24 protein-coding genes and 1 pseudogene are annotated in these 24,041 nt (G+C 61.5%); 3 read left to right on the top strand and 22 right to left on the bottom strand.

Annotation, left to right across the window (positions count from 1 at the left end; all coding sequences use genetic code 11):
• The 6 genes from BFL40_RS07720 to BFL40_RS07695 all read right to left on the bottom strand — a co-directional run.
• The coding region (locus BFL40_RS07720) for a helix-turn-helix domain-containing protein (RefSeq protein WP_071483402.1) at positions 1-181 on the bottom strand (181 nt) is incomplete at its 3' end.
• Positions 182-424: 243 nt separating this feature from the next.
• Positions 425-1,180, bottom strand: a complete 756-nt coding sequence (locus BFL40_RS07715) for an SDR family oxidoreductase (RefSeq protein WP_071483401.1) — start codon at positions 1,178-1,180, stop codon at positions 425-427.
• Positions 1,170-1,973 carry an SDR family NAD(P)-dependent oxidoreductase gene (locus tag BFL40_RS07710; RefSeq protein WP_071483400.1) on the bottom strand — a complete coding sequence of 268 codons (804 nt, stop codon included), beginning with the start codon at positions 1,971-1,973 and terminating at the stop codon, positions 1,170-1,172. The genes BFL40_RS07715 and BFL40_RS07710 overlap by 11 nt, the downstream gene beginning before the upstream one ends.
• The gene (locus BFL40_RS07705) at positions 1,966-2,787 is read right to left on the bottom strand and encodes a molybdenum cofactor biosynthesis F family protein (protein WP_071483399.1); all 822 of its coding nucleotides are present in this window, start codon (positions 2,785-2,787) and stop codon (positions 1,966-1,968) included. Before BFL40_RS07705 ends, BFL40_RS07710 begins: the two co-directional genes overlap by 8 nt.
• A 12-nt stretch (positions 2,788-2,799) precedes the next feature.
• On the bottom strand, positions 2,800-3,165 hold the full coding sequence (locus BFL40_RS07700; protein ID WP_071483398.1) for a cupin domain-containing protein: 366 nt from the start codon (positions 3,163-3,165) through the stop codon (positions 2,800-2,802).
• A gap of 30 nt (positions 3,166-3,195) precedes the next feature.
• Positions 3,196-4,494: an NAD(P)/FAD-dependent oxidoreductase gene (locus BFL40_RS07695; protein ID WP_071483397.1), complete on the bottom strand. Its 1,299-nt coding sequence runs from the start codon at positions 4,492-4,494 to the stop codon at positions 3,196-3,198.
• Positions 4,495-4,702: 208 nt separating this feature from the next.
• Between BFL40_RS07695 and hpaR the strand changes: the two genes are divergently transcribed.
• The gene (hpaR, locus tag BFL40_RS07690) at positions 4,703-5,125 is read left to right on the top strand and encodes a homoprotocatechuate degradation operon regulator HpaR (RefSeq protein WP_071483396.1); all 423 of its coding nucleotides are present in this window, start codon (positions 4,703-4,705) and stop codon (positions 5,123-5,125) included.
• Between the two features lie 107 nt (positions 5,126-5,232).
• Here hpaR and BFL40_RS07685 read toward each other — a convergent pair whose 3' ends face one another.
• The 6 genes and pseudogenes from BFL40_RS07685 to BFL40_RS07660 all read right to left on the bottom strand — a co-directional run bounded on the left by BFL40_RS07685 (position 5,233) and on the right by BFL40_RS07660 (position 11,925).
• Positions 5,233-6,864, bottom strand: coding sequence for a GMC family oxidoreductase (locus BFL40_RS07685; protein ID WP_071483395.1), 1,632 nt, complete (start codon positions 6,862-6,864; stop codon positions 5,233-5,235).
• Between the two features lie 33 nt (positions 6,865-6,897).
• Positions 6,898-8,172 (bottom strand): carbohydrate porin, encoded by a 1,275-nt coding sequence (locus tag BFL40_RS07680; RefSeq protein ID WP_071483394.1) that lies wholly within the window; start codon positions 8,170-8,172, stop codon positions 6,898-6,900.
• A 95-nt stretch (positions 8,173-8,267) separates the two neighbouring features.
• Complete coding sequence (locus BFL40_RS07675; RefSeq protein WP_071483393.1) at positions 8,268-8,993, bottom strand: SDR family NAD(P)-dependent oxidoreductase; 726 nt, start codon at positions 8,991-8,993, stop codon at positions 8,268-8,270.
• 10 nt (positions 8,994-9,003) lie between these two features.
• A complete protein-coding gene (locus tag BFL40_RS07670) occupies positions 9,004-10,062 on the bottom strand; it encodes a 2,3-butanediol dehydrogenase (protein WP_071483392.1) in 1,059 nt (352 codons plus the stop codon).
• The gene (locus BFL40_RS07665) at positions 10,059-11,318 is read right to left on the bottom strand and encodes an MFS transporter (RefSeq protein ID WP_071483391.1); all 1,260 of its coding nucleotides are present in this window, start codon (positions 11,316-11,318) and stop codon (positions 10,059-10,061) included. The genes BFL40_RS07670 and BFL40_RS07665 overlap by 4 nt, the downstream gene beginning before the upstream one ends.
• 69 nt (positions 11,319-11,387) lie before the next feature.
• Positions 11,388-11,925, bottom strand: a pseudogene (locus BFL40_RS07660) (2,4'-dihydroxyacetophenone dioxygenase family protein).
• A gap of 285 nt (positions 11,926-12,210) precedes the next feature.
• On the opposite strand from BFL40_RS07660, the gene BFL40_RS07655 reads away from it, so the two are divergent.
• Positions 12,211-13,170 (top strand): helix-turn-helix domain-containing protein, encoded by a 960-nt coding sequence (locus tag BFL40_RS07655; protein ID WP_071483390.1) that lies wholly within the window; start codon positions 12,211-12,213, stop codon positions 13,168-13,170.
• 178 nt (positions 13,171-13,348) lie between these two features.
• Here BFL40_RS07655 and hpaI read toward each other — a convergent pair whose 3' ends face one another.
• From hpaI to BFL40_RS07615, 8 genes are read right to left on the bottom strand one after another with little or no spacing between them, the layout of a single operon-like run.
• A complete protein-coding gene (gene hpaI / locus BFL40_RS07650; protein WP_071483389.1) occupies positions 13,349-14,149 on the bottom strand; it encodes a 4-hydroxy-2-oxoheptanedioate aldolase in 801 nt (266 codons plus the stop codon).
• Positions 14,150-14,165: 16 nt separating this feature from the next.
• Complete coding sequence (gene hpaH, locus BFL40_RS07645) at positions 14,166-14,969, bottom strand: 2-oxo-hept-4-ene-1,7-dioate hydratase (protein WP_071483388.1); 804 nt, start codon at positions 14,967-14,969, stop codon at positions 14,166-14,168.
• Positions 14,970-14,980: 11 nt separating this feature from the next.
• The gene (locus tag BFL40_RS07640; protein ID WP_071483387.1) at positions 14,981-16,285 is read right to left on the bottom strand and encodes an MFS transporter; all 1,305 of its coding nucleotides are present in this window, start codon (positions 16,283-16,285) and stop codon (positions 14,981-14,983) included.
• Between the two features lie 46 nt (positions 16,286-16,331).
• Positions 16,332-16,724, bottom strand: coding sequence for a tautomerase family protein (locus BFL40_RS07635; protein ID WP_071483386.1), 393 nt, complete (start codon positions 16,722-16,724; stop codon positions 16,332-16,334).
• A 15-nt stretch (positions 16,725-16,739) separates the two neighbouring features.
• Entirely contained in the window at positions 16,740-17,597 is an 858-nt protein-coding gene (hpaD, locus tag BFL40_RS07630; protein ID WP_071483385.1) for a 3,4-dihydroxyphenylacetate 2,3-dioxygenase, read from the bottom strand.
• Between the two features lie 48 nt (positions 17,598-17,645).
• Positions 17,646-19,106 carry a 5-carboxymethyl-2-hydroxymuconate semialdehyde dehydrogenase gene (gene hpaE / locus BFL40_RS07625; protein ID WP_071483384.1) on the bottom strand — a complete coding sequence of 487 codons (1,461 nt, stop codon included), beginning with the start codon at positions 19,104-19,106 and terminating at the stop codon, positions 17,646-17,648.
• Between the two features lie 5 nt (positions 19,107-19,111).
• Positions 19,112-19,882: a fumarylacetoacetate hydrolase family protein gene (locus tag BFL40_RS07620; RefSeq protein ID WP_071483383.1), complete on the bottom strand. Its 771-nt coding sequence runs from the start codon at positions 19,880-19,882 to the stop codon at positions 19,112-19,114.
• The gene (locus BFL40_RS07615; protein ID WP_071483382.1) at positions 19,879-20,544 is read right to left on the bottom strand and encodes a fumarylacetoacetate hydrolase family protein; all 666 of its coding nucleotides are present in this window, start codon (positions 20,542-20,544) and stop codon (positions 19,879-19,881) included. Before BFL40_RS07615 ends, BFL40_RS07620 begins: the two co-directional genes overlap by 4 nt.
• Before the next feature lie 128 nt (positions 20,545-20,672).
• Here BFL40_RS07615 and hpaA point away from each other — a divergent pair, with 128 nt between their 5' ends.
• A complete protein-coding gene (gene hpaA, locus BFL40_RS07610; RefSeq protein WP_071483381.1) occupies positions 20,673-21,533 on the top strand; it encodes a 4-hydroxyphenylacetate catabolism regulatory protein HpaA in 861 nt (286 codons plus the stop codon).
• Here the strand turns inward: hpaA and adeC are convergent.
• Both adeC and BFL40_RS07600 read right to left on the bottom strand, forming a co-directional pair.
• Entirely contained in the window at positions 21,460-22,929 is a 1,470-nt protein-coding gene (gene adeC / locus BFL40_RS07605) for an AdeC/AdeK/OprM family multidrug efflux complex outer membrane factor (protein ID WP_071483403.1), read from the bottom strand. The genes hpaA and adeC overlap by 74 nt on opposite strands.
• Entirely contained in the window at positions 22,929-23,723 is a 795-nt protein-coding gene (locus BFL40_RS07600) for a helix-turn-helix transcriptional regulator (RefSeq protein ID WP_071483380.1), read from the bottom strand. The genes adeC and BFL40_RS07600 overlap by 1 nt, the downstream gene beginning before the upstream one ends.
• Positions 23,724-24,041 lie beyond the last annotated feature (318 nt).

The raw sequence follows: 24,041 nt of genomic DNA, 5'->3' as shown, positions 1-24,041 counted from the left end.
TGCGACTGCATTCCTTCAAGCCATTAACGCTGTCTGCGTTATAGCGTGCCACCCACTTGTAACCGGTCTTGCGACTGATGCTATGAGCCGCACAAAGCTGGCTGAAATTAAGTCGCTCGGACAAATAGTCGGCAATGAACATCACTTTCAGATCCATAGGTTTCAGCTCTCGCCACGGCATGGTCAGATCCTCGGAATCGACCAGTACCAGTTAAAAACTGTTACCTATGTGCTTGAACTGATTTGTTACCTATGTGGGTGAGTCATACCCAAGAGCCCTTTTGGTTACTTTTGGGGCTCTTTTCCAAAAGTGACCCGCTGTAAAAGCGGAACCATAAGTGGCCGTGACCGCAGAAACGGATATGTACTCAGCGAGCCAGCAACAACCACAAAGCCCAAGCCATCCCCACATTTGAATCGGTTTTCAGACTTCTGGAAGAGTAGACCCACCGTCCACGACCAGGGTTTGGCCGGTAATGTAGCTGGCCAAGTCGGAGGCCAGAAACAGCATCGCCCCGGCAATGTCCGCCGCCGAACCCAGACGGCCGAGAGGCACTCGGCCAGCGATGCTGTCATTCAACGCGGTATCACCCAGGTTACCCATCGCCGGCGTGGCGATCATCCCCGGCTCCACGCCATTCACCCGCACATTCAACGGCGCCAGTTCCAGCGCCGCATTGCGGATAAAACCATTGACCCCTGCCTTGGACGCCGCGTAATGGCTCAGCCCCGGATAACCCACCCGGTTGCCGGTGACCGAAGACGTCACCAGCACACAGCCACGGCCCTGCTGACGAAACTTGGACAACGCCGCCTGAGTCAGCCAGAACAGCGCCGACAGGTTAACCGCCAAGGTGCGTTGCAGGATCGCCGGGGTGATTTCGGCAAACGCCGTCAGCGGAAAATACCCGGCGTTGTGCACCAGGATATCCAGCTGCGCCAGCCCTTGAACGCAGTCGAACACCGCCTCGGCCTCGGCCAGGTCGACGCCTACGGCTTCGACACGGTAACCCTGCGCACACAAGGCGGCGGCCACCTCCTGGGCCTGTGGGAGCAGGCGGTCGGCAATCACCACCCGCGCCCCGCGCTGCGCAAAGGCTTCGACGATCCCCAGGCCAATGCCCTGGGCGCCGCCGGTGACCAGCACTACTTGCCCGCTGAAATCCAAATCATCTGGCATGCGCGCTCTCCATGTGGGTAAAGGCCAGCGTCGGTACATCCACGATGCTTGAGCCGCCGTCAGCCACCAACGTGGCCCCGGTGATGATCGACGCATCACTGGACGCCAGAAAGCGACACACCTTGGCGATTTCCTCGGCTTGCGCGGCACGGCGAAGCGGCACGTCAGCACATACCCGTGCATAGGCCTGCTGCAACGTGTCGCCATAGGTGTCCATCAACGGCTGCATCTCCGCATCGGCCATGGGTGTGTGCACCCAGCCCGGGCACACCGCGTTCACCCGCACGCCGTGGGGCCCGTAATCCCGTGCCAGCGAGCGATTAAGCCCCAGCAACGCGTGTTTGGCGGTGGTGTAGCCACACACCTCGGGCCCGGCTGCCAAAGAGGCGATGGAGCCGATCAATACGATGTTGCCCGCGCTTTCCTGCAACAGCGGCAAACAGGCGCGGGCGCTGTAGAACGCGCTGTCCAGGTTGCTGCGCAGTGCACCTTCCCACGTGGCGGGGCTGGTTTGGGTCGCACTGCCCAGGCCATGGCCACCGGCACAGGCCAGCAGCACATCGAGTCGCCCGTAGTGTTCGCTGATCTGCCGGATAAAGCCGTCCCAGGTGGTCGGGCAGGCGGCGTCGCCCACCAGGATCAGGCCGCCGGTGTCACGCGCGACCTGTTCCAACGGTTCACGGCGTCTGCCGATCAGCACCAACCGCGCGCCTTCCTTGGCATACAACCGTGCGCACGCGGCGCCGATACCGGTACCGGCGCCGGTGATCACCACTGTGCGCGGTTCAGTCATGGGGGTATTCCGTGCGGTTGAGTACCTCGCAATAGGAACTGACCGGGAAGTTCGACAGCGCATCAAACGACGCCCCGGCATAACCGAAGATCTTGCCGTCGCTGCGGTGCTGTTGCAGGTCGATCAGCACCAGGCCGAGGGTGGGCACGATCTTTTCCTGCCATACAAACAGGTACAGCTGGTCGGCGATTTTGTAGTAATGGCAACGGTCGGTGTCGCACAGGCCTTGTTCCACGCCCTTCAAGCATTGCCAGGCGTAGAAGCGCGGGTTGAGGTAGATGTGCTCGTAGACCTCGCTGGGGCTGTAGCGATACCTGTTACGCAGGCCCACCAGTTCGTCGGTCGGGGCGTGCAGGCAGTGGCCGTCCTGCCACGGACGGTCGAGGCTGCCGTGCAGGAAGTCGACTTGAACCGAGGTCAGCGGCTTGCCGGCCAGGGCTCGGTGGTAGAGGCCTTCATGGGTTTCCTGCTGGTTCGGCAGGCTGCCGATCACGGCGGTGAACGACGCGCCGACGGTATCCAGCACCAAGCTGATGGACCAGCTTTGCCCAGCCTCATGCTTGATGAAGTCCACTAAGTACAGGCCCGGGCGAATCGAGGTGGCGCGGTAGGTCGCGCTGCAGCTGGAGTGGCCATCGGCGGCGTGCCAGGCCAGGCGGTCCTGCTCGAAACGGTGTTCGATCTGCCAGCCATTGGCGAAGTGCAGGGTGAAGGTCTGGCCGGCCAGATCAGCGAGGTTCGGCAGGATAAAGGCTTGCGGGGCGAAACCGTCGGCGAGTGCGCCCACGGTGATCCAGTCTGGGGAACTCGTCATGGCAACGCTCCCTTACGCGACGGCGAAGTAGTGTTTGACGAAGCTCTCGCTGGCCACTTCCCACAGCACTGGTGTGCCCTTGGTCACGAACCAGCTGTCCCCGGCCTTGTAGCGTGTGGACTGGCCGGTGGACTCATCGGTCAGCACCACTTCGCCGGTGACCACTGTGGCCTGTTCGGTGAACGGGTAGACCATGCGGAATTTACCCTGGGTGGTGCCGAAGTAGGCGCTGCTGACTGGGTCGGTGGGTGCGCCGAAGGTCATCTTGCCGAAGGCGCGAACCTCGCCTTCGAGGATTTCGGAACCGAGGTCGGCCACGGTGCCCCAGGCGTCGAGTTCCGACAGCTGGATGTTGTGCTTGAGGGTGGTAAGGGTCATGGCAGTTACTCCTGATGAGTGAAAAAAGAATTAGCGGCGCCCGTTCCAGTAGCCGGAAAGTTGGTGCCAGGATTTACCCGCCGTCAGCAGCAAGGGACGGATTGCGTCCTTGCCGATAATGGTCGGGCGATGGATCGAGCTGACCAGGTCATAGCGCGCCGAGCCTTCGCTCATGCCTTCGGCCAGGACCTTGCAGATGATGTGGCTGGGGGTGACGCCAAAACCCGAATAGCCCTGCACGAAAAACGCATTGCTGCGTCCCGGCAAGGTGCCTATCTGCGGGAACAAGTTGGGGCTGCAGGCCATTGGGCCGCCCCAGGCCAAATCGATTTTCACGTCCTTGAGGTAAGGGAAAATCTTCAGCATGAGGTTGCGGTTCCAGGCTTTCAGGTCGCCGGGAATATGCTCCACCAACGGCGTAGCGGCGCCGAACAGCAGGCGGTTTTCATTGGTGACGCGGTAGTAGTCGATCACCGGACGAATATCGCTGTAGGCCCCGCGGATCGGGCTGATGCGCTGGATAAGCTCCTCGGACAACGGCTCGGTCATCATCTGGAACGCATAGGTGTTGATGGTTGAGCGGTGCAGCTCCGGTTCCAGCTTGTTGAGGAAGCTGTCGCAGGCCCACAGCAATTTGCTGGCGCGCACCGAGCCACGGCCGGTGCGCACGGTGATGCGTTCGCCGTAGCTGACTTCCAGGGCCGGGCTGTTTTCGAAAATTCGCACACCGTGGCTGGCCAGCGCGGTGGCCTCGCCCAGTAGCAGGTTCAGCGAGTGCACATGCCCGCCGCCCATGTGCAGTAGGGCACTGCTGTAGGCCTTGGAACCGATGATCTGCTGCACGTCGGAGCCGCCAAGAAAGCGGATTTCGTGCTGGCTGTTGATCGACTTGAAGTCCTTTTCCCAGGCGCGCAGGGTCTTTTCCTGGCGGGCGTTGAAGCCCATATAGCCGTAGCCGTGGCAGAAATCCGCGTCGATGTTGTACTTGGCGATGCGGCTCTTGATGATGTCGGCGCCCAGGTCGCTGATTTCGAACACCTGGCGCAGACCGTCTTCGCCCACATCCTTTTTGATCTTCTCCAGGTCATGGCCGATGCCTGCCATGATCTGCCCGCCGTTGCGACCGGTGCCGCCAAACCCCAGGTAACGTGCTTCGAGCACCACGATATTGGTGATGCCTTTTTCCGCCAGCTCCAGGGCGGTGTTGATGCCGGAGAACCCGCCGCCAATCACCACGACGTCGGCGTCGATATCCTGTTCCAGGGTCGGGAAGCTGAGGTTGTATTTCTTGGTCGCGGTGTAATACGTGGGGGTTTCAATGTTGATCATGGCGCAGCCTGAAAAGGTGAAGGAAGGCTCTAAAGCGGATGCCTCCATTAGGGGCCCTGACGGGATGGAAGTCTTGATCCTGCGTGCCCAGGCTTTTGATTCAGCGCGCCACGGGCCGGTGCGACAAACAAGTTATAGCGCGCTCGTCGGCGGGGAATGCTAGAGTTTCGTTAAATTATTAACTAAATACTTCGTGACCCTGATCCCTATGCTTAAACCTCGTCAATCCCTGACCTTGGCCCTGCTGCAAGCCCGTGAAGCAGCCATGAGTTTTTTCCGCCCCTCCTTGAATGAACACGGCCTGACTGAACAGCAATGGCGGATCATCCGCATCCTTGAACAGCACGGTGAGCTGGAGATTTATCAGCTGGCGGAACTGGCCTGCATCCTCAAACCGAGCATGACTGGGGTGCTGGTGCGCATGGAAACCGCAGGCATGGTGCACCGGCGTAAGGCCGAACAGGATCAGCGCCGGGTGCTGGTGACCTTGGCGGACAAGGGCAAGGCGAGTTTCGAGTCGATGAGCCATTGCATGGAGGCCAACTATCAGCGTTTGCAGGATCAGTTGGGGGCGGAGAAGTTTGAGGCCCTATTGGGTCTGCTGGATGACTTGAAGAACATCAAGCGTTGAGGTGATCTTTCAAACCCGGCTGATCAACATGTGCCCCACCACTTGTCGCACGCAGGCTTGAATCCGTGGGTCGCCGCGATGGGCCACCCACAGGCGCATCTGACGTGCTACCGCTGCGGCGGTACTTTGCCCAGCAGCAGGTCCGAGGCTTTCTCGCCGATCATGATTGCGCCGGCGTTGGTGTTGCCGGTAATCAGGGTCGGCATGATCGATGCGTCTGCCACCCGCAACCGTTGCAAGCCGTGGACACGCAGTTGGTCATCGACCACCGCCATGGGGTCGTTGCCCATTTTGCAGGTGCCTATCGGGTGAAACACGGTGCCCAGGTTTTCCCTGATCCACTGCTCGATGTGCTCAGTGCTGCTGACCTTCGGCCCAGGCACCAGTTCGCCTCTCAAGCGCTCGGCAAAGGCTGGAGCCGCCGCCAATTTACGCACCAGGCGAAAGCCTTGTACCAGGGTGTTCAAATCCTCCGGATGGCTGAGGAAGTTGCCGTCCACCTGCGGTTTATCCTTCGGATCCGCAGAGCGCAAGCGCACCTGGCCACGGCTTTTGGGATGCATCACCGCCACGTGCAAACTGATGCCGTGGCCTACGGGAATCAGGCGTTGGGGCTGGTTCTTCAATGCCGGGGCGACAATCAGACCCAACTGCGGCGCGGTATCGGCAGGATCTAGGCGCAAAAAGGCACCGGACTCCACGGTGTTCGAGGTCAATGGGCCGCGTCGCGCCGCCAGGTACTGAAGCGGCGCGGCCGCCAACGGCAACACCCCGCGCAGAGACAGCCCGTAACCCAGGTCGCTGTCGCTGCGGTACATCAAGACAATGTCCTGGTGATCCTGCAGGTTTTGCCCGACTCCCGGCAGTTCGTGGTGCTGGGTAATCCCGTGGCGTGCCAGTTCTTCGGCCGGGCCAATACCGGAGAGCAACAACAGCTGGGGTGAGTTGATACTGCCGGCGCTGAGGATCACTTCACGCCGTGCCTTGAGCGTGAACGTCTGATCTCCCTGGCTGACTTCGACACCCTCGGCACGCTTGCCATCGAGCAACACCCGATGAGTCAGGGTCTCGCTGAGCACGGTCAAATTCGGTCGAGACAACGCCGGGTAGAGAAACGCCCGGGCAGCGCTGCAGCGCTCGCCGTTGATCTGGGTGACGTGAAACGCGCCATACCCTTCCTGTTCCTCGCCGTTGAAGTCGTGGTTGTAGTGCCAGCCCATTTGCGCCGCCGCCTCATAGAACACTGAGTTGACTGCGCTTGGGCTGCGTTGGTGGGTGACGTTCAGTTCGCCGTTCTGCCCATGCCACGGCGAAGGCCCTGGCTCGAAATGCTCGGAGCGGCGAAAGTACGGCAACAGGTCGTCGTAGCCCCAGCCTCGGTTGCCGGCCGCCCCCCAGCGATCGTAATCGCTGCGGTGGCCCCGCACATAAATCATGCCGTTGATCGCACTGGAACCGCCCCAGACCCGACCGCGAGGGCAGGGGATCGGGTGGTCACCACTGGCCGGTTGGGGTTCGAACTGATGCATCCAGTTCCATTTCGGATTGGCGATCAAGCGGATGATGCCCGCCGGTGTGCGTATGTAGGCCCCGGGAAACAATGTGCGATCACTGGGCCCTGCTTCGACCAGGCACACCGAAACCCCGGGTTCGGCAGACAGTCGGTTGGCCAGCACACAGCCGGCCGAACCTGCGCCGACCACGATGTAGTCGAACGTGCGCGCGGGGGATTGGGTCATGACAATTACCTCGTTGACGATAGAAAAACAGCTTCAGAGCCCCAGCATCGAGCCGACATCCAACATCACTTGCAGCCCAACAACAAAGCCATTACCGCTCAGCTCTCGGGCACCAGGGTTGTAGAAGTTGTCCGGATTGATCAGGTACTGCACGCTCGGCTCAATGGACACGTTGCGGCTAAGGGCAAAGTGACCGTTAGCTTCCAGCGCATAGACATCCCGGTCACCCAGGCGCGGGTCGCCGCCGTTGTCGGTACGCATCCGCTGCTGAAATTCCAGTTGGTGCGGGTTGATTCGCAGGTAGCTGGTCTTGAAGTTGAGCTTGTCCTGGGGCCGGTCGAAGGGCGCGAGATAGGTCAACCCGGCTTCGGCAAAATGGCTGAAGGGCTGTTTGTCATCGGCGGCCGCCGACAGCGAACCGAACACTTGCACACCTTGCAGGTTGGCGCGCCACAGCGTTTGACGGAACTTGAAGAACGCGCCGGCGGTGCCGTGGTCACTGGCACCGGTCAAGGGATCAACCTGCTTTGATGAGTTGAAATAAGCGTTGAGTTCGTACTGGGTGGTGTCGTCGCCCGGCTTGCTACCGATCCCCAGCAGGAAGCTGGTACCGCTGGCGTCGTCGGTGCTGAAGTCCAGGCCCTTGCGCTTTTTCAGGTAGTCCACCGGGTTGGACTCGAACGCCCCCGCGTGTACGTAGAGGCTTGGGTTCACCTGGTATTTCAGGTAGCCGCCCCAGGCGCCGTAGGGCGGTGGCAGCACGCCGGTTGAGGCGTCGATGATCGGGTCATTGCAGGTGACCACGGTGTCGCAGTTGTAGATGTAGAAATAGCGCCGGGCATTGGTGCGTCCCAGGTGCAGGTCGAGCCGGCCGTCGAGCCATTTTTGTTCGAAGGTCAGCAGGCTCAGTTGGTTGCTGGTGATGTCGTTGTGAATCGGTGCTCCGCCGAAGTAACTGCCGGCGGCACCTTGCCAGTTGCGTGAGGTGGGTTGTCCGGTGCCCTGATCGAGGATGAAGACCGTTTCTTCGACATGAAATGCCGAGCCTTCGAGGCCGGCCAGGGTGCCGAGGTTGACATCAGCACCGACGAACAGGTCGCCACTGTTGCCAAAACTGTTAGGCCTTGGGCCGGTGTCGAGGTTCTTCATCGACAGGCTCCAGAGTTGTACGTGGGGACTCACGCCGTTCAGCTCGAGTTGTTCACCGAGTTCGGCCAGCGGCCCGCTGCGGGTGTTCTCGGCGCAATACGCAGACAGACTCAGGACGCTGGTGCAGAACAGCACCGGCAGAATGCGAAGGGTTTTCATGGCAAGGTACTCGTCTTGTTATTGTTTTTTTTGCGCACGTCCGCCTGCGCCACGCAGGCGGTTCCGGGCGATGGCCAGCCCGTTTCGATAAGGCGTCAGACGCAGAGGTAGCCGCCGTCCACCGCCAGCACGGCACCGGTGATGAAGCTGGCGCCGGGGCTGCAAAGGAACGCGGCGGCACTGGCCACTTCAACCGGCTCGCCCCATCGCGCCAGCGGTGTACGTTGCATGATCCGGCCGGTGGCTTCGACGTCAGCCTTGAGGCCGGCACCCAACGGCGTGTCGATCCAGCCGGGTGCGATGGCGTTGACCCGAATGCCTTCGGTGGCGTACTCGCCTGCCAGGGACTTCGTCAGTTGCACGATGGCGCCTTTGCTGGCGCTGTAAGCCGGGCGATCGGCTGAGCCGAAGGTGCTAAACATCGACGCGATGTTGAGGATACTTCCGCCCTGTTTTGCCAACAGAGGTCGGGCCAACTGGCTGGTGTGCATGGCGGCGGTCAGGTTCAGGCGCAGCACTCGCTCGAAGGTCGCCAAGTCGTATTCGTCACGGTCGCGGCTGATGCCGGCGCTGTTCACCAGCACGTTCAGGCCCGGCAGTTCGGCGAACACTTGCTCCAGTTGTGGGTGGTCGGTGATGTCCAGTTCCAGGTGTCGGACCCGTGGGTGGCGTAGTGCGTGTTCGCCGTCAGCGGCCAGGCCAACGGCCAGGACCTCGGCGCCGAGCTCTGCGAAATGGACGGCAATCGTGGCACCGATGCCGGAGGTGCCGCCGGTGACCAGCACCTGCTGGTGCGAATAGAGATTGTCCTGAAAAACCATACGTTGCTCCTTAGGCGTCGGCCAGGTCCGGATTGGGGTTGACCAGTATTTTGATCTGCGACTTGTCCCGCAGCAGCGCTTCGAAACCGTGCTCCACCGCCTGTTCCAGGGATACGCTGCGAGTCACCGCACGGGTCAGGTCGAGATGGCCGTCGGCGATCAGGGCAATCAGTTCGGGATAGACGTTCCGGTAGCCGACGCTGCCAAGCAGGCGCAGCTCGCGGTTGACAAGGTCGAAGGCGTCCAGCCGGATCTCGCCCATCAGGCTCACCAAGACCAACTCGCCGCCCTTGCGCAGGCTGGCCAGGGCGGCGTTGAGACTGGCCTGACTGCCGGCCGCCTCAAAGGCGCAATCCATGGCGCCGCCTTCTCGCAGCCGCGCTGCCACGTCGCCGTCCCTGGCGTCGAGCACCTGGGTGGCGCCGAATTCACCGGCCAGGGCCAGGCGTTCCGGGCTGAGGTCGACGACGGTGATGTCGTCCACGCCGCGAAGGCGGGCCAGCATCACCAGCAGCAAACCGATCGGGCCGAGGCCGAACACCACGCAGCGTTGCCCGGGCGCCAGGCTGCTGCGGCGCAAGGCGTGCAGGGCGACGGCTGCCGGTTCGAGCACGGCTGCCTGACGCAAACTCACGGTCTCCGGCAGGCGGTGCAGCATGTAGGCCGGCACCCGTGCCCGTTCAGCGAATCCGCCGTCTCCCATCAGGCCGATGAAGCCCATCGACTCGCAGAGGTTGTAACGACCTTCCCGGCAGTAGCGGCATTCGCCGCAGCGGTATTCCGGCTCTACCGCTACCCGGTCGCCGACCTTCAGGTCCACGACGCCGACGCCCAGGGCGCTGACCACGCCGCAAAACTCGTGACCGAGGGTCAGCGGTGCGCGGCAGCCAGAGAGGGGATGGGGCTCGGCTTGGGGAATCGAGTGCGGTCCGTCTTGGTACTCGTGCAGGTCGCTGCCGCAGATTCCGCAGTAGGCGACCCGTAGTTCGACTTCACCAATACCCGGTCTTTGGAGTTCCAGGTCGCTCAGGCGCAGGTCGCGAGCAGCATGCCAACGCAGTGCTTTCATGATTGGTTTCCTTGCATGGCGGTGGTAACCGGGGCGCCGCGGCGAGCGAGTACGGCCGGTGCGGTTTCTCGCAGGAACAGCGAGAGGACGGCGGCGAGCAGGGCGCCGCCGCAGGATATCCACATGACGATGGACAGGCCGAAGCGGTCAGCCGCGAAGCCTGCGATGGTGGGCGCGACGAAGCCGCCGATCAGTTCCCCCAACCCCATGATCAGGCCGAGGGCCGTGGCAACAATTGCGCGCGACACGGTCTCTGCTGGAATGGTGGCCATGAAGAGGGTGAAGCAGCCGAGCCCGGTGTAAGTCAGCAGCAACAGCAGGCCAAGGCTGGTGGCGTCCGGTGCGTAGAGCATGGCCAATGGGCAGCAGGCGGCGAGCAGGGAGAAGATCACCAGGGTCGGCCGACGGCCGATGCGATCGGAGATCGCCGGCACGGCAAACCCCCAGACCACCCACGCGGCGCCCAGGCAGCTCATCAGGTTGCCCATGGTGGTCGGGCTGAAGCCGCGGGTGTTAACCAGGAAGATCGGGGTAAAGGAGATCAGCACGATGAACCACGTGACGAACACGCAGCTGATCAGGGTGCAGAGCAGGATATTGCGGCTCTTCAACAGCGCCAGGCGACTGCCTTTCGAAGCGTCTGCGCTGACGGCCGGCACCTTTTCGCGGGCTGGGTCCGGGCGTACATAGCGCCAGATCAGCCAGGCGATTAGCAGACCTGGCAGCAGTGAGACGATGAAGGCATGGCGCCAACCGAAGGCCTGGGCCAAGGCTACGAGCAACGGCGGGCCAATGACCGCGCCTAGCAGACCGGCTGCCGAGCCCTGCAGCAAGCCCATATTCAGACCGCGCCGATGCGGTGAAGAGGCCTCCACCATCAGCGACTGCGAGAGCGGCAGGATCGGTCCCTCGGCGAGGCCCATGATGCCGCGGAATAGCAGCAGACTGAAGAAGCCGCCAACGAGCCCGGACAGCGCCGAGCACAGTGAGAACAGGATCACCGCAGCGACGAGCAGCGGCTTGCGCTGGCCGCGGCGGTCTGACCAGGCGCTGACCAGCGCGCCGGACACCGCCCAGGCCAGGGCGAGCACTGAGGAGAGCATGCCTAGATGGCTGTTGCTCAGTTGCAGCTCTTTCTGCATGAAGGGGAACAGGAACGACAGCGCGAGGCGGTCGAAGAAGACGAATCCGAAGGTCAGGAACAGCACGCTGAGGAGGACGTTTTCGTAACTGGCGGATTTTTTATTATGTGCCATGTCGGTCTCCAGGCCGGGTTGGCCGGCCAGCAGGGAAGGGCGCGTCGGTAAGGAACGGCGCGCCTCGGATCAGCGGAATAGGGAGTCGATATAAGCGGCGCCAACGCCGATCTTCTCGTAGTGCTCGCGGCACATGGCGATGTAGTCGTGGACGTCGAAGAAACCATCAGGGTTGCCCTTCTCGTCGAGCCAGATCAGCGGGCCCTTGACGATGAAGAACGCACGCATCGGCTCTTCGTGCTCGTAGGCAACCAAGGTATGGCCTTCGCCGGGTGTTTCGTAGACGAAGTCGCCAGCGGTGGCGGTCCAGTCATGCTCCAGGTAGCCCCACTTGCCGCTGATGGTGTAGGCGAACACCTCGTGAGGGTGGTAGTGGCGGNCGGTTGACCAAGCCCGCCGTTGTCGACATCAGGATGTCGCACCAGCGGTTCTCGCTCGGCGAGATCCACAGCGGCCGCGACTTCACGGTTTCGGTGAAGGGCACGTAGAGGCTCTCGTCCTCAGTCGGTGCGTTGTGCAGGTAGACTTCCGGTTTTGCGTCGGGCTTGAAGCAGTTAGGGATGGGTTGCAGGTCTTTCCAGAATTCACGGTTGGCGGCTTCGGGCATGATTGGCATCTGACGTTGTTATGGGTGAGGCGAATATAACGAGGACCCGATGAGCGGGTTTGACCCTGTCGGCCGGGATGCTTAGCTTTTTCGGACATCGCTGGTACGGGAGCGCCGCAGCTCCCTGCCGTCGATCATGTGGGCGATTGACGGCGGCCTTGATTAAGATATTAATGTTCGTACGCCACCCATCATTCCGGCCGATCGAGAAACGTCGGCGGCTTGACCCGGACGCCTTGCCTGAAGTCCGGGAGGTCCACGTAGCGTTCAACGAGAAGAATAAAAATGACCGCAAATGCCTTGCTCGAAATCCGACGGGCCAGCACCCAGGACACGCCCTTGGAACAACGCCTGGAGTTCTGGGAGGACTACAATTCCTCCATCCTGGTTGGCCTGAAATGTTCGTCGTATTCCCCATTCGGTTTCACCGCGACCCAGGACAACGTGTGCCTCGAGCGCCTACGGGTGGCCAACATCGGCGGCAACGAACACGTGGTGGAGCGCGACCGCTCGATGGTCCGCGCGGCCCCCAAGGAGTCGATCTTCGTGTCCCTGGTCCTGGGCAACCAATCGTTCTTCTACCAGGACAATGGCTGCAACCTGCTGCAGCCGGGCGAACTGGTGATTTACCGAACCGACAAACCCTACGTATTCGGCTTTTCAGGACCGATGCGTCAGCTCATCTTCGACATTCCCCAGGATGACTTCGCCGAGCGCTGTTTGCGTGACTTTAAAGGACCGCTGAAGCTTGGCGCCGAGACCCCGGTGCAGCGCCTGCTGGTGCGCTCCCTCGGCGAGCGCACCCAGGGATTTTTCGACGCTCCTCGGGAGGACGGCGCAGGACGCTTCCAGGAAGAGGCTTACAACCTGCTGGCGAGCATCATCAGTGACCACACCGGCGAGCATCGGGCCAGTGCGCTGAGCGCCTCTTACCTACTGGCAGCCAAGCAGCACATCCAGGAACACCTCGACGACCCATCGCTCAGTTGTGAACAAGTGGCCGCCGCCGCCGGCATCTCCAGTCGCCACCTCGCGCGGCTGTTCGCCCAGGAGGGCGGGGCACCCAGTCGCTACCTGCAAGAGAAGCGCCTTGAGCGCGCCCGCCAGTTACTCGCCTCGCCTCGCGGAAGCCGCCTGGACATCGCCGAAATAGCCTATCGCCACGGCTTCTCCAGCCAGGCGCATTTCGCCCGCGCCTTCAAGGGACGCTTCGGAATGACCCCCAGCGAGGCGCGCGCCCGCTAGATGCGGTCGAAACCGGATTGCGGACCATAATGTGTCAACCATGTCCCCGCACACGTGTCCACTATGTGTCCGGTCCGCACACGCTGTTCAAAAGTGACACGTCGTAAGGGCGTAACCAACAGCCGCCGTTACCCAAGTAACGGATATGTACTCAGCAGACCCCCTCCCACAGGAAATCTCAGTACACCGCGCCTACCTCTGCAACCACAGGCGCACCTTTGAATTTCCCGGCCAACGCCTGCAACCCCCGCATCAACACCGTGGTATCCACCCCCACCGCCACAAACGTCGCACCCAGTTCGATATAGCGCCGCGCCAGGCTTTCATCGGCACTGAGAATCCCCGCCGCCTTACCCGCCTGAACGATGCGCATGATGGCCTCCTCAATCGCCGCCTGCACCTCAGGGTGCCCCGGATTGCCACGATGCCCCATGGACGCGCTCAAATCCGCCGGCCCGATAAACACCCCGTCTACCCCGTCGACGGCGGCAATCGCATCCAGATTGGCCAGGCCCTCGCGGTTTTCGATCTGCACCAGCAGGCACATTTGCTCATCGGCCCTGTCGAGATAGCCAGGAATGCTGTTCCAGCGCGACGCCCGGGCCAAGGCACTGCCGACCCCGCGAATACCATGGGGCGGGTAACGCATGGCGCGCACCAGTTCGTGCGCCTGGGCGGCACTTTCCACCATCGGTACCAGCAGCGTCTGGGCGCCGATATCCAGCAGTTGCTTGATCAACGCGCTGTCGCCGATGACCGGGCGGATCAGCGCCTGGCTGGAGTAGGGCGCTATGGCCTGCAATTGACCAAGCATGTCTCGCAATTGATTGGGCGCGTGTTCGCCGTCGATCAGCAACCAGTCGAAGCCAGCGTTCGCGGCCAGTTCCGCGCAATAGGCGTCGGCGAGTCCGAGCCACAGGCCTATCTGGACTTCGCGATTGTGCAGACGTTGTTTGAAGCGGTTGACGGGCATGTCCATGACAATCCTCCAGGGTTCAAACGAAACGACAGGCAATCGACCCCAGCATGTCGTAGTCGACATGGAAGGTATCGCCAGGGTTGGCCGCCACCGGCCGGGTAAACGAACCGCCGAGAATGATTTGCCCCGGCAGCAGGGTCACGTCATACGGCGCCAGTTTGTTGGCCAGCCAAGCCACGCCTTTGGCTGGGTGGTTAAGTACCGCCGCCGAGACGCCGGACTCTTCGATTACGCCGTTGCGGTACAGCACCGCCGGCACTTTGCGCAGGTCAATCTCTGTGGGCCGTACAGCGCGACCGCCGAGCACCACACCGGCATTGGCGGCGTTGTCGGAGATGGTGTCGAACACCTTGCGGGTGGCGTTGGTGTGCGGGTCAATCTGCTGAATGCGCGCGTCGATGATCTCCAGGGCCGGGATCACCCATTCGGTGGCGTCGAGTACATCAAACACCGTGCAGTTCGGGCCTTTCAGCGGTTTACCCAGGATGAACGCCAGTTCAACTTCCACCCTGGGCACGATGAAACGATCGAAGGGAATATCACTGCCCTCATCAAAAAACATGTCATCGAGCAACGCGCCGTAGTCGGGTTCGGTGATGTTCGACGACACCTGCATGGCCCGTGACGTGAGGCCGATCTTGTGGCCCATCAGCTTGCGCCCGTGCTTGATCTTTTGCGCCACCCAGGCGCGCTGGATGGCGTAGGCGTCTTCAATCGTGATGCCTGGGTAGTCGAGGGAAAACTGGCGCACTTGTTCACGGCTGCGTTCGGCGCGGTCGAGGTTAGCGGCGGCCGCAAGGATTTGCTGGGAGTCGAGCATGGCAACGGTCTCTAGTGTGGGTTGACGATGGCGGCGTGGGTGCGCAGCACCAGCAGGCCGCCGAGGGCGATAAACAGCGCAAGTACGTACAGCGCCAGGCTGGCGCTTTGGGTGGCGTCGCGCATCCAGCCGATCAGGTAGGGCGCCAGGAACGCGGCAACGCTGCCGAATGAGCTGATCATGGCAATGCCGGCTGCCTGGGTAGTGGTGGAGAGAAACGCCGGCGGCAATTGCCAGAACATCGGCAGCGCGGCGCTGGCGCCCATGCCGGCGACCACCAACCCGCCCATCACCAGCAACGGATTGCCCGGCGCCAAGCCCGCCACGGCGATGCCGACGGCGGCCATCAGCAGCGGCACGCAAAGGTGCCAGCGGCGTTCGCGATGACGGTCTGATGAACGTCCGCAACCGATCATGAAAAAGCAGCCGGCCAGGTACGGCACGGCGCTGAGCAGGCCGACCTGGCTGTCACGGCCGATGCCGGCGCCGTGGATCAGGGTCGGCATCCAGAACGCCAGGGTGTTCACCGCCAGCATCACCGCAAAATAGACCGCCACCAGCAGCCACACCTGCGGGTCACGCAGGATGCCGCCGAACGAGGTGATGGTTTTGCGTTGTTCTTCGCTGCGTAATTGGGCGTGTAGCTGCTGTTTCTGTTCGGCTGTCAGCCAGTGCACCGAGTCGAAACTCTCCGGCAACCACTTGAGCACCACCAGTCCTAACAGCACCACCGGCGCGCCTTCGATCAGGAACATCCACTGCCAGCCGCGCAGGCTGCCCACGTCATGGAAATTCTCCAGAATTGCCCCGGAAATCGGCCCGCCCAGCACTCCGGCCATCGGCACTGCAATGGCGAACAGTGCGGTGACCTGGGCGCGGCGGCGTGCCGGGTACCAGCGGTTGAGATACACCAGGATTCCAGGGAAAAACCCGGCTTCCGCTACCCCGAGCAGAAAGCGCAACACGTAGAAATCACGGGCGCTCTCGACCCACAGCATGCCGGTAGACAACAGGCCCCACACCACCATCAAACTGGCGATCCAGCGCCTCGGTCCGATGCGGTCCAGCGCGATGTTGCTGGGTACGCCGAACAGCGCGTAGGCGATAAAAAACAGCCCGGCGCCGAAGCCGTAGACCGTGTCGCTGAAGTGCAGGTCGCTGCTCATCTGCATCTTGGCAAAGCCGATGTTGATGCGGTCCAGATGGGCAAACAGGTAACACACCAGCAACAGGGGCATCAGGCGCCAGGTCACTAAACGATGGGTGCGGTCGTGCTCGGCCAGCACAGGGCTGGCAGTGGAATTGGCTGTGCTCATGGTGTTGTACTTTTTGTCTGAGTGGCCGTGAGGGGGAGGGCGGGATTCAGCCCGCCGGGTTGTTCAGGAACGCATGCACGTTGTTCTGCTTGAAGTTGAGTTGCGGGTGCAGCTCGATCATCTCGAACGACAGTGCCAGCAGCCGCTGCGCTTGCAGCTCGGCGAAGTGTGCGGTGATAAGCGCGAACAGCGCCTCGGCCACCGCTTGGCGTGTGGCCAAGTCGCGACCGTGGCCGACCTTGAGGGTCATGTGCACAAAGGCGTAGTCGTGCTTGCCATCGGCCATGCGCCAAGTGTCCAGGCGCACGCCGCGACTGCGGATACCGCCGAGGGGAAACACGCCACTGTCCCCCAACACGCGGTGGACCTTTTCAAACAGGCCCGGCAGGTCGGCCTGTTGCTCGATGTTGTCGGTGTACTCGGCGATAAAGTGCGGCATGGGTTTCTCCCAGGTTTACAGCGGGAAAATCGCGTTGATCTGGCCGGTGCCCGAACTGCCGAACGGCGCAGTGATAATCTCCGCCGGCTTGGCGTAGTCGGGCCCGCCGAGCAGGCCCAGGAGCATGGCGGTGTCGTGCATCTTGCCTTCGCCAAAGCAGTGCTCGGCGTAGTCCGGCAGCATGGCGCAGAACTCCTTGAAGCGACCTTGCTTCCACATCTCGACCACGTGCAGGTCCATCTGCTTGTCGAATTCGCGGGTCCAGTTATGGATGTTCGCTTCGGCCTGACGATCGTCCGAGAAACGATGGGACAGCGAGCCGGACGCCAGCACCAACACCTTGCGGTCGCTCTTCTCGATTGCACGGCGCACTGCGGCGCCAAACGCAAAGCTGTCTTCCAGGCGGTGCCAGGCGCACCACGCGGCGATGGAAATGACCTTGAATCTTTCATCCTCCGGCACGTCCATGTGCATGTAGCGCATGGGCACCAGCGTGCCGTATTCCAGCTCCAGGCTCGGAATGTTATGGGCCATGCTGCGCACGCCGGCCAGGTTGGCTTCGGCAGCGATCAGCTCACCCAGTTCGGGGCAGCCGGGGTAGTCGTAGTCCATGTTCTTGATGAAGTGCGGCAGTTCGTTGCTGGTGTAGGTGCCTTGGAAATGCTCGCCGCAATTGACGTGATAACCGCTGTTGACCAGCCAATGCACATCGAACACCACCGCCGTGTCGGCCCCCAGTTCGCGGGCACGGCGGCCGATTTCCTTATGGCCGGCAATCGCCGATTCGCGACAGCCGTGATGCTTGCCGGGCAGTTCCGACAGGTACATCGACGGTACGTGGCAGATCTTCGCCGCCAGGACCACTTCGCCCATGATGATTCTCCTGAGTACTTATTCTTGTTGGAGTGCAGAGTGTGAGGGTTACACGCCCCAGCGCGGGATGTGATGACTGCCCATGGAAATGCACACGTTCTTGATCTCGGCAAACACTTCGAAGCTGTAGTGGCCACCCTCGCGACCAGTGCCGGAACCTTTCACCCCGCCGAACGGCTGGCGCAGGTCACGCACGTTCTGGCTGTTGATAAATACCATGCCGGCTTCGATTCCGCGCGCCAGGCGATGGGCCTTGCCGATGTCCTGGGTCCAGATATACGAGGCCAGGCCGTATTCGGTGTCGTTGGCCAATTGCAGGGCCTCGGCTTCGTCCTTGAACGGAATCAGGCACACCACCGGGCCGAAGATTTCTTCCTGGGCGATCCGCATCTTGTTGTTCACATCGGCAAATACCGTCGGCTGGATAAACTGGCCGCGGCTCAGGTGCGCAGGCAAGTTGGCCGGGCGTTCCAGGCCACCGGCGAGCAGGGTGGCGCCTTCTTCGAGGCCGATCTTGATGTAGCCGGTGACCTTGTCATAGTGCGCCTGGGTGATCATCGAACCGACCTGGGTCTTCGGGTCTTGAGGATCACCCACGATCAGCCGTTTGGCGCGGGCGGCAAACTCGGTGACAAACTGCGGGTAGACGCTTTCCTGGATAAAGATCCGGCTGCCGGCGGTGCAGCGTTCGCCGTTCAGCGAAAAGATGGTGAACAACGCGGCGTCGAGGGCGCGCTCCAGGTCGGCATCCTCGAAGATCAGCACCGGCGATTTGCCGCCCAGTTCCATCGAGTACTTTTTCAGGCCGGCGGTCTGCATGATTTTCTTGCCGGTGGCGGTGCCGCCGGTAAAGGAAATAGCGCGTACATCCGGGTGGCGCACCAGTGCATCGCCCGCGGTGGCGCCGTAGCCCTGGATCACGTTGAGCACGCCGTTAGGAATGCCCGCTTCCACCGCCAGGCGTCCCAGTTCATTGGCGGTCAGCGGCGACAGTTCCGACATCTTCAACACCGCCGTATTGCCCAGGGCCAGGCACGGCGCGGTCTTCCAGGTGGCGGTCATGAACGGCACGTTCCATGGCGACACCAACCCGCACACGCCTACTGGCTGGTACAGGGTGTAGTTGAGCATCTGGTCGTCCACCGGGTAACTGTGGCCGTCCATGCGGGTGCAGACTTCGGCGAAGAAATCGAAGTTGTGCGAGGCACGGGGGATCAGCACGTTTTTGGTCTGGTGGATCGGCAGGCCGGTGTCGAGGGTTTCCAGCTCGGCCAAGCGCGGCACGTTCTGTTCGATCAGTTCACCGAGCTTGCGCATCAAGCGTGCGCGCTCCTTGGCCGGAGTGTTGGCCCATTTTGGGAATGCTTCCTTGGCTGCGGCTACCGCCAGGGCAACTTCCTCAGGCCCGCCGCTGGCGACTTCGCCGATCGCCTCGCCGGTGGCCGGGTTGTAGTTGACGAACACGTCTTTACTTTCGACCTCACGGCCGTTGATCCAATGTTTGATCACGTTTCTCAAGCCTCTTTTCGTGCGCTGAAGAACTGCGCTTCGCTGACAATTCGGTTGACCAGGCGGCCCACGCCTTCGACTTCCACCACCACTTCATCGCCCGGCACCACATCGGCCAGGCCTTCAGGCGTGCCGGTGGCGATCATGTCGCCAGGTTGCAGGGTCATGAAGCTGGACAGGTATTCGATGAGGTAGGGAATATCGAAAATCATGTCGCGGGTGCTGCCTTCCTGGCGCAGTTCACCGTTGATCCAGGTGCGCAGGGTCAGGTTGCTCGGGTCGGGCACATCGGCCACGTCGACGATCCACGGGCCGACCGGGGTGGTGGCGTCACGGTTTTTAACGCGCAGGTTGGGGCGGTAGTAGTTTTCCAAGTAGTCGCGGATCGCATAGTCGTTGCACACCGTGTAACCGGCCAGGTAGTCCAAGGCATCCGCGCGCTTGACGTTGCGTGCAGTCTTGCCGATGACCGCCACCAGTTCGCACTCGTAGTGCATATAGGCGACGTTGTCCGGGCGCCAGGTGACCTGGCGGTGCCCGGTGTAGGTGCCTACGGACTTGATGAACGCCAGGGGTTCGGTGGGCGGTGTGAAGGCCAACTCGGCGGCGTGGTCGGCGTAGTTCAAACCGAGGGCGAACATGTTGCCGGTGGCGGGTGGCAGCCACTCGACCTGCTCTTCGGCGAGCAACCGGCCATCGTTCAGGCGCACGCTGTAATCGGCCTCTACCTGCACGGCATGGACTTCACCTTCAAAGCGGATACGGGCGTGTTTCATGGCAATACCTCCGCCTGGACAGTGTTGGTCAGGCGGCCCACGCCGCTGATATCGACGTCAACCCTGTCGCCAGGCTGCACATCCACGCGGCCCTCCGGTGTGCCGGTGATCAGCACATCGCCGGGATACAGGGTCATGAACTCGCTGATTTCGGCAATCAACTGGGGAATATCCCGCACCCAATTAGCCGTGGAGTTTTCCTGGCGCAGTTCGCCATTGACGAAAAGCTTGAGGCTCAGCTGATTGGGATTGGCGACTTGATCCCGTGCGACCAGATCCGGCCCCAAGGCACAAAACCCATCGCGGCATTTGGCTTTGACGGCGGGGCGGTAGTAGCTGTCTTCCGGCAGGCTGAACTCATTCACCACGACGTAACCGGCCACATGCGCCATGGCATTTTCCAGGCTGACGCGGCTGGCGCGCTGGCCAATCACCACGCCCAAGGCCGGGCCAGGTTGCAGGCGTTCACCCTGGGGATGCAGCACCACGCCGTCGTGCTGATTGCGCGTATTCGGGGTCTTGATAAACAGCACCGGCTTGGTCGGCGGCTTCTGGTATGGCGCCTGCTGGAAGGCGGCGAGATGCTGGTCCAGCAGGCCCTGATAGTTCAGCGCAACGCCGAACAGGGTGCCGCTGGCAACATCATGCAGGGTACGGCTCATGCGTTTCTCCTGGCGGTGACGACTGCTGCATAGGCAGTTCGTTAAGTTGTTAACGTTATAATTAATATGTTAACTACCGTCAAGCGTGGCAAAATCCTTCAGTCGGAAAACAACAAGAAGAGAGCAACGTGAAGCCGATTCCTAACATCAACATCGGGCAGGTCTACGACCAGCGCTACAGCGACGCCGAGGTGCATTACGACAAGCTCGGCAACCTGGCGGGGTTCTTCGGGCGCAACATGCCTGTGCATCGGCATGACCGGTTTTTCCAGGTGCATTACGTGAAGAGTGGGACGGTGCGGGTTTATCTGGATGACCGGCAGTACGTTGAATCGGGGCCGATGTTTTTCCTGACGCCGCCCACGGTGCCTCACGCCTTTGTGACTGAAGCCGATGCCGACGGGCATGTGCTGACGGTGCGCCAGCAGCTTGTATGGGGATTGATTGACGCCGACCCCAGCCTCGCCTCAGGCGCTGCGTGTGTGGCGCTTACGGCAGATGCCGATGGCTTGGATCAGCTATTTGAAGAGCTGTGCAGCGAGATCAACGCCGAGCGGGCAGGGCGCGCTGGCGCATTGGACAGCCTGACGCGCCTGATCATGATTCGCCTGCTGCGCCTCTGCGCTAACTGCCTGCCGGCGCGCCCGACGCGGCATGAAGACCTGCGCATCTTTCATCGTTTTAACGAACTGATCGAGGCTCACTACCTGGAACACTGGCCGCTGGGGCGTTACGCCGAGGGGATCGGCGTAACAGAGGCGCGGCTCAATGAGGTCTGCCGACGCATGGCCGGCCTGCCATCCAAGCGCCTGATTCTTGAGCGAGTGATGCAGGAAGCCAAGCGCCTGCTGCTGTTCACCGGCAGTTCGGCGAATGAAATCTGCTACCAGCTTGGGTTCAAGGACCCGGCGTATTTCAGCCGGTTTTTCCTTCGCTACGCACAGATGACGCCGGGGGAGTATCGGCTGCGGCAGTCGGGCTTGCGCTGACATTCCACGCGCCACCCAAGGCCGTATACAAATTCACCTCCGCCACCAACTGCGCCAGGCGATCGACAATTAACGCCTGCTGCGAGCTGAACAACGAACGCTGCGCGTCAAGGAACGTCAGGTTGCTGTCGACGCCGCTGTGGTAGCGGTGTTGCGCCAGGTCGTAATAGGCCTGGTTGGCCGCGACGAAATCCCGTTGTGCATCCAACTGGTCGTTAAACGTCTGCCGGGCGGCGAGGCCGTCGGCGACTTCCTGAAAAGCCGTCTGGATCGATTTTTCGTACTTTGCCACCGTGATGTCTTTTTGCAGCTTCGCGTAGTCGAGGCTGGCGCGCAGGCTGCCGGCGTTGAAGATCGGCAGGTTGATCTGCGGCTGGAAGGTCCAGGTGCCCGAACCGCCTTTGAACAGCCCTGACAGCTCTGTGCTGGTGCTGCCGGCGTTGGCCGTCAGGGTGACCGAAGGAAAGAACGCGGCGCGGGCTGCGCCGATATTGGCGTTGGCGGCTTGCAACTGGTATTCGGCCTGGAGGATATCCGGGCGACGTTGCAGCAAGTCCGACGGCAGGCCCGCAGGTAAGCGCGCCACCAGGTCATCGGCCAGTGGACGCGACGGCAGGTTTTCATCCACCGGGCCGCCCACCAGCAACGAGAGGTTGTTGAGGTCCTGGGCGACTTGGCGTTGATAGCGGGCCACGCTGGCGCGGGTGCTTTCGACGGCCGTGCGGGCTTGCACCACGTCCAGCGCCGAGGCCTTGCCCGCATTTTTACTGCGGCTGGTCAGTTGCCAACTGTGGTCGTTAGCCACCAGGGTTTGCTGTGCCAGGGTCAACAGTTCCTGATCGGCGCGCCAGGTCAGGTAAGCATTGGCGACGTTGGCCACCAGGCTCAATTGTGTGCTGCGCCGCGCCTCCTCGGTGCCCAGGTAGGTGAGCATTGCCTGTTCGCTGAGGCTACGCACTCGACCGAACAAATCCAGTTCATAGGCGCTGATGCCCAGTGTGGCGGAATAGTTGGAGGTGATTGCAGACTTGCCGGTGCCGGTGACGTCTGCGGGCAACTTCTGACGCTTGCCCGCACCCGTGGCGGACACCGCCGGGAACAGGTCCGCACGTTGTATGCGGTATTGGGCCTGGAAGGCCTCCACATTCAACGCAGCCACTCGCAGGTCGCGGTTGTTGGCCAATGCGCTGCCAATCAGCTGTTGCAATGCGGGGTCGTGGAACAGTTGCTGCCAGTCCGGCTTCACTGCCACGGTGCCGGATTGAGCCAGGCTGTAGACCCCACTTTGAGGGTACTGGGCAGGCACCGGTGCTGCGGGCCGCTGATACTCTGGGATCAGCGAGCAACCGCCGAGCATCCATGCAAAGCCTACGGTGGTGATCGTCCGTTTGCTCATCAAGCGCCAACCATCCATTTGGCCAAACCATGTCGGCCACTCACGCCTAACTTGGCCGCGGCGCGTTTGAGGTAGGTTTCGATCGAGCTGTTTTTCACGCTGAGTTTTTCCGCCATTTGCGGCACGGTGCCGCCGGTCAACAGGCCGAGGCAGACTTCCTGCTCCCGCGCCGACAAGGTGATATCACTGAGGGACAAACGCTTGTAGAACTCGCGCTGCAACTGTGACTGTTCCAACAGGTTGTGGGCCGGCTCGACCTCCGTGTGTGGTGCCTGGCGTAGGACCTGCGCATGCCGCTCCATCAACGGCAACAAGGTGTCCGACAGGCTCTTGAGAAACGATAATTCAGGCAGGGAAAACCCGAGTTGGCTGGGCGGGCGGTAGAACGAAATCACGCAGCGCCGATTGCCCTGACGAGAAACCAAATTGCACTGGTGCGAGGTGCCTCGCGGGTGCGCGCTGTTGGCTTTGGCCTTCATCTGGATCAGTAACGGGTCCTGCATGCGCAGCATTTCACACAGCAGCGGGTGGTCTTTAAGTGAATGCAGGGTTTGGGTGTGCGACAGGTCATTTTTCAGGCCGGCGCTACCCAGCAGCTTGATGTCGAGCACGCTGTCGCGCAGTTCATCGAGCGTCCATTCGCTGAGGTCCACCAGATGAATCGGCACCCATTTGTCCACCAGATGCAGCATGTTGGCAGCGAAGTTCTCGTCGCCACTGTTCGAAATCAACTCACCCATTTCGGCATAGAAATGCGGGCCTTCTGTGTTGCCAATACTGCGGGTCAGACTCATAGCCATCTCATCCTTGATGTCGAAAACCGTCGACGGACGCCCTGGGTCTGTTTGGGGCGGTCCGTGTTGCTTGCACGTAAGTCGGCACTCGAGATTTTATTTAGCCACAGGGATTTGTCCTACGTATGTAGCGGAAATTAGGGACACAACCTGCCACAAAAACCACGTCATTAATTCGACGCTTCTGATGGGGTATTCCGCCTACGAAAAGCGGTGGATGATATTTAGATCTAATTAACTAGTTGATAGTTAATGAAAATATTTATTTTCATTAAATCGCTGATAGAACTGACATCGGCCAGATGTAGCCAATTTCCT

The sequence above is a fragment of the Pseudomonas costantinii genome, assembly GCF_001870435.1.
Classification (GTDB): Bacteria; Pseudomonadota; Gammaproteobacteria; order Pseudomonadales; family Pseudomonadaceae; genus Aquipseudomonas; species Aquipseudomonas costantinii.
Note: the sequence above shows the minus strand (reverse complement) of the source record. Positions and strands in the feature narration are given on the sequence as shown.

What these genes read in the sequence shown, in the direction of transcription:
- BFL40_RS07705 (WP_071483399.1), bottom strand. Translation starts at nt 2,787, where the DNA reads ATGACGAGTTCCCCAGACTGGATCACCGTGGGCGCACTCGCCGACGGT.
- BFL40_RS07670 (WP_071483392.1), bottom strand. Translation starts at nt 10,062, where the DNA reads ATGAAAGCACTGCGTTGGCATGCTGCTCGCGACCTGCGCCTGAGCGAC.
- BFL40_RS07680 (WP_071483394.1), bottom strand. Translation starts at nt 8,172, where the DNA reads ATGAAAACCCTTCGCATTCTGCCGGTGCTGTTCTGCACCAGCGTCCTG.
- BFL40_RS07685 (WP_071483395.1), bottom strand. Translation starts at nt 6,864, where the DNA reads ATGACCCAATCCCCCGCGCGCACGTTCGACTACATCGTGGTCGGCGCA.
- hpaD (WP_071483385.1), bottom strand. Translation starts at nt 17,597, where the DNA reads ATGGGCGAAGTGGTCCTGGCGGCGAAGATCTGCCACGTACCGTCGATG.
- BFL40_RS07710 (WP_071483400.1), bottom strand. Translation starts at nt 1,973, where the DNA reads ATGACTGAACCGCGCACAGTGGTGATCACCGGCGCCGGTACCGGTATC.
- hpaI (WP_071483389.1), bottom strand. Translation starts at nt 14,149, where the DNA reads ATGGACATGCCCGTCAACCGCTTCAAACAACGTCTGCACAATCGCGAA.
- adeC (WP_071483403.1), bottom strand. Translation starts at nt 22,929, where the DNA reads ATGAGCAAACGGACGATCACCACCGTAGGCTTTGCATGGATGCTCGGC.
- BFL40_RS07695 (WP_071483397.1), bottom strand. Translation starts at nt 4,494, where the DNA reads ATGATCAACATTGAAACCCCCACGTATTACACCGCGACCAAGAAATAC.
- BFL40_RS07655 (WP_071483390.1), top strand. Translation starts at nt 12,211, where the DNA reads ATGACCGCAAATGCCTTGCTCGAAATCCGACGGGCCAGCACCCAGGAC.
- BFL40_RS07700 (WP_071483398.1), bottom strand. Translation starts at nt 3,165, where the DNA reads ATGACCCTTACCACCCTCAAGCACAACATCCAGCTGTCGGAACTCGAC.
- hpaH (WP_071483388.1), bottom strand. Translation starts at nt 14,969, where the DNA reads ATGCTCGACTCCCAGCAAATCCTTGCGGCCGCCGCTAACCTCGACCGC.
- BFL40_RS07665 (WP_071483391.1), bottom strand. Translation starts at nt 11,318, where the DNA reads ATGGCACATAATAAAAAATCCGCCAGTTACGAAAACGTCCTCCTCAGC.
- hpaR (WP_071483396.1), top strand. Translation starts at nt 4,703, where the DNA reads ATGCTTAAACCTCGTCAATCCCTGACCTTGGCCCTGCTGCAAGCCCGT.
- BFL40_RS07640 (WP_071483387.1), bottom strand. Translation starts at nt 16,285, where the DNA reads ATGAGCACAGCCAATTCCACTGCCAGCCCTGTGCTGGCCGAGCACGAC.
- BFL40_RS07715 (WP_071483401.1), bottom strand. Translation starts at nt 1,180, where the DNA reads ATGCCAGATGATTTGGATTTCAGCGGGCAAGTAGTGCTGGTCACCGGC.
- BFL40_RS07675 (WP_071483393.1), bottom strand. Translation starts at nt 8,993, where the DNA reads ATGGTTTTTCAGGACAATCTCTATTCGCACCAGCAGGTGCTGGTCACC.
- BFL40_RS07635 (WP_071483386.1), bottom strand. Translation starts at nt 16,724, where the DNA reads ATGCCGCACTTTATCGCCGAGTACACCGACAACATCGAGCAACAGGCC.
- BFL40_RS07615 (WP_071483382.1), bottom strand. Translation starts at nt 20,544, where the DNA reads ATGAGCCGTACCCTGCATGATGTTGCCAGCGGCACCCTGTTCGGCGTT.
- BFL40_RS07600 (WP_071483380.1), bottom strand. Translation starts at nt 23,723, where the DNA reads ATGAGTCTGACCCGCAGTATTGGCAACACAGAAGGCCCGCATTTCTAT.
- BFL40_RS07620 (WP_071483383.1), bottom strand. Translation starts at nt 19,882, where the DNA reads ATGAAACACGCCCGTATCCGCTTTGAAGGTGAAGTCCATGCCGTGCAG.